We start from the raw sequence: 3,593 nt of genomic DNA, 5'->3' as shown, positions 1-3,593 counted from the left end.
GGCGAACCAGGCTCACCTTGTTCGTTGCCGTTCTGGGGCTGTCTCGAATGCCCGAACGCGGTCATCACCAGCCGCAAGCTCCCCGCCATCCTGTCCTTCCTTGGGTTCCTCGAAGATCAGCGCCTTTCACTTTCTACCAACCACTGGGCGGCGAAGTTCGCAGCCGCGCATGCCCGCATCACCAGGCAGATCCTGCCGGCCTTCAGTGCGGCGACTGTTGAGGAGGCACGTCGGGTGCTCTCCCGCGAACCGGTTTCGGTCTACCTGCCGCCGGAGGCATCGCTGTGAAGGCCGCACCTTCCTCTTACGCCGCCACCGCGGTCGCGGACGATCGCCCGGTGCTCGCGATCGCGCCTCTGCATGACGGCTTCGATAGATCCAATCTGTCGCGATATGGCGACGCTCGATGGGATTTGAGCCCCGCGGTTTTTCGGGAGAATGCGCGCCGCTCCGACACCAGGGTGGACTTTGACGCCGTTGACGACCCAGCCATTGCAGCAGCCATTCGCGACTACCTTTATGTGCGCCTGAATACGGATTTGCCGGGTCACAAGATGCGGGCGCCACCGGTGAGCGTCCGCCGCCTCTTTCGGTTCGCGTTGAACTTCTTCAATTTCGTCAAGGCCGAGTGCGGAGTCTGCGATCTTCGCCATGTCGATCAGCTGTTGCTCGACCGCTTCGCCAAATCTCTTCGTCAAGGACGGCGGCCGGTCATTGTGACCCAGTGGCTGGAGATCGTTTTCGACCTTTATGCCTTTCGTAACCGTTTATCCATGGCGAGGCTGACCTTCGAGCCGTGGCGCGGTCGCAGGCCTGCCGAGGTTGCGGGTTATCGCTTTTCCGTCGAAGAGAACCGGACGCCCCGCATTCCCGAGGACATCATCCGGCCCTTGCTTGCATGGTCGCTCAAATACGTCACGGTGTTTGCGCCCGATATTCTCGCGGCGCGCAATGAACTGCGGACGCTCGAAGCGCGTCACAAGAAGCTGGTCGCCGAGGACGCGCTGGCGCATCGCAATGCACGGCGGGCACGCCGCCAGACCCGCCTGATTGCCTACCTCGACGAACGCCGCAGGCAGGGCCGTGGCATCCCAGCCTGGCCGGCCAGGATCGGCGGACCAGCATCATTGGCAGAATCGGAGCCGCCCTTGAACTGGCAGCTTATCTATCTGCACATCGGCGCCGATGCCAACCTTCGGCGAGCTCTCGACGAACGCTCTGGCGATGATGCCCGCCAGATCGTCGAAGCTGCGGTCCGTGAACTCGGGACTGAGGTCGGCGGAATGGATACGCCGATTTCAGTCGATCCAGACACCGGCGATCCCTGGCGGTTCCGGTTTGACGTGAGAGCGCTCGCGGTGGAAGAGCGGATGCTGCAAGCTGCCTGCTACATCGTCTGCGCCTATCTCACCGGCATGCGCGACAGCGAGGTCCAGGCCATGCGGCCCGGCTGTCTGTCGGTCAGCAGGAGCGAGGACGGCCTGATCGACAGGCACCGGGTGAAGTCAGTCGCCTACAAGGGGAAGGAAACGCGTGGCGAGGAGGCCGAGTGGATTACCATCGCGCCCGTCGCGACTGCCATCTCGGTGCTCGAACAGCTCATCATCCGATCCGTCGAGTGTCGCGGTACGAAGACACTTTGGCCCGTTCTCTTTATTGCCCGGGCGCGCAAGCAGACGCTCTCGACAGACGTCGTGACTCGCCTGAACCAGTTTCGCGATCATCTGAACGAACGCTTCGGAACCGCAGGCGAGCCCGTCATTCCGACTGGCCCCAATGGGCGCCCGTGGCAACTGACGACACGTCAGTTTCGCCGAACGATTGCCTGGCACATCGCCAATCGACCCTTCGGGACGATCGCCGGCATGATCCAGTACAAGCACGTTTCCGTCGCCGCCTTTGAAGGCTATGCGGGTTCCAGCAGATCGGGATTTCGGGCCGAGGTCGAGGCCGAACGTCGTCTCGGGCAGATGGACGACATCCTCACCTACTTCGACGAGAGACAGCTGGGAGCCGGGCTCTCCGGCCCTGCCGCGGCACGGATCGGCAAATCACTCGACGGTGCTGCGGCTGAGCTGCAACCGCTTCCCGGCATGATCGCGGATCGTGGCCGCCTCCGCATCCTGTTGGCCGACACGGCACGCTCCCTTCACGTCGGCGTGCTGGCCGATTGTTTCTTCGACCCTGCCACCGCCGTCTGTCTCCGCCACGCCGCCCCAGGCGACCAGGCCGCTCCGATGATCTCGTTGTGCGAACCGTCGCGATGCCCGAACGCCTGCATCACGACGCGCCATCGTCCCGCGTGGGCTGATGCCGCGGAGAACGGCAGGGCAATCCTCAAGGAGAAGAGGCTGACGGAACTGCAGCGGCTTGCCGTGGGCGAAGACCTACGACGGATTGAAAGGATCTTATCCGATATCGACGTGAAGTGCGGCTGACCTCTCAAAGGAATGCGGTCGCGGCCCCTGGTCGGGGCCGCGGGTTCTCTTCTTTCTGCCGTCCCATTCTACGGCTGCTCAGCACGCGTCAAGGACGAGCGGCGCCCCCAATTTTGCCTCCGCTCCGGTTCCCTGCGCTCCGACAAAATCGGCTCCCCCACTCGCCGGCTCCGCCGGTCGCGTTCCGCGATCCCTGACACATGCTTCGTGCGCACGTGGCTCCGTTGACGTCATCAAAAGGAGACGATCAACATGACCACTATCGATCAAATCAACGAGCTGCGCGCCGAGCTTCGGAGCTGCTATTTCACCAAACAAGAACGCGCCGCCGCGGAAGCCGAACTCGCGGCCTTGATTGCACAAGAGCAAGCTGAGGCCGAGCAGTTCGAGCGTGATATCCAAGCCTTCGTCGCTGACCTCGAATGAGGTCGGCGCCGTATCGAGAGGGGTCGAGCCCCTCTCGATTTTCCGACGTTGGGTTCAAGCTTTTCAGTTGACTGTCAGGATAACGGGCCGAGCTGCGGAACGCTGTCTGCCGGGACGAGCGCCGCCAGATTGAGGCGGAGCTGACGCAGGCCAACGCGGAACTGGAGGCCGCGACCGCCGCACAGGAAGCCGAGTTCGATGCCGAGCCTCCCAACTAAGGGAGGCTTTTTGCCTGGACGCTTGGTTCACCACGCCGGATCGACCGGCGTGGTGAACCCGAAGTTCCGCTTCGACCGATATCACTCTCTTCCGGCAATCAGGCGACGCTCGGCTGTTGTGCAGGGGGTTTGGTCTTATACCCTCGCGCCCGCTTCGCCCGAAGCAGCTCGAGAAACATCGACACTGCCTGTTCTTCCCGATCGAAGTGATGAACCATCGACTGTCCGCCGCAGCCGATGCGCCCCCATCGGCGTGTCAGGCAAGGTGTCCCGAACAATGTCGTTTCGATGGATAGCGCGTAGAAGCGCGCCATGTTTTTAGCAGCGTCCGTGCGTTCGACATAAAGCCTGTAGGGCTGAGCAAGCATGGGACCAAGAATCGCCGATCGGGAAATGCTCGTCCAACGACACTTATGAATCGCTTGTCGCGCAGCGATTCATTTTCATGATGGATTGGCTGTTCTGTTGAAGCAATTTTCAGGCGAACCGCCTGCGGCGGCCGGGCTCTACT

3 protein-coding genes and 1 pseudogene are annotated in these 3,593 nt (G+C 62.3%); 3 read left to right on the top strand and 1 reads right to left on the bottom strand.

Annotated features, from left to right (window positions below; all coding sequences use genetic code 11):
* The 3 genes and pseudogenes from EOA75_RS30590 to EOA75_RS34290 form a co-directional block, all read left to right on the top strand.
* Positions 1 to 288, top strand: a pseudogene (locus tag EOA75_RS30590) (hypothetical protein); the annotation flags it as partial.
* Positions 285 to 2,438 (top strand): integrase, encoded by a 2,154-nt coding sequence (locus EOA75_RS30585; RefSeq protein ID WP_127325897.1) that lies wholly within the window; start codon positions 285 to 287, stop codon positions 2,436 to 2,438. The pseudogene EOA75_RS30590 and the gene EOA75_RS30585, both read left to right, overlap by 4 nt.
* A gap of 252 nt (positions 2,439 to 2,690) precedes the next feature.
* A complete protein-coding gene (locus EOA75_RS34290) occupies positions 2,691 to 2,864 on the top strand; it encodes a hypothetical protein (protein ID WP_164747684.1) in 174 nt (57 codons plus the stop codon).
* Between the two features lie 316 nt (positions 2,865 to 3,180).
* Here EOA75_RS34290 and EOA75_RS30575 read toward each other — a convergent pair whose 3' ends face one another.
* Positions 3,181 to 3,450 carry a WGR domain-containing protein gene (locus tag EOA75_RS30575; RefSeq protein ID WP_127325895.1) on the bottom strand — a complete coding sequence of 90 codons (270 nt, stop codon included), beginning with the start codon at positions 3,448 to 3,450 and terminating at the stop codon, positions 3,181 to 3,183.
* Positions 3,451 to 3,593 lie beyond the last annotated feature (143 nt).

Origin of the sequence: Mesorhizobium sp. M1A.F.Ca.IN.022.07.1.1 (genome assembly GCF_003997575.1) — a bacterium.
In the GTDB taxonomy this organism is placed as follows: Bacteria; Pseudomonadota; Alphaproteobacteria; order Rhizobiales; family Rhizobiaceae; genus Mesorhizobium.
Note: the sequence above shows the minus strand (reverse complement) of the source record. Positions and strands in the feature narration are given on the sequence as shown.

Excerpts from the sequence above, each read along its gene's own strand:
- EOA75_RS34290 (WP_164747684.1), top strand. The coding sequence starts at position 2,691 with ATGACCACTATCGATCAAATCAACGAGCTGCGCGCCGAGCTTCGGAGC.
- EOA75_RS30575 (WP_127325895.1), bottom strand. The coding sequence starts at position 3,450 with ATGCTTGCTCAGCCCTACAGGCTTTATGTCGAACGCACGGACGCTGCT.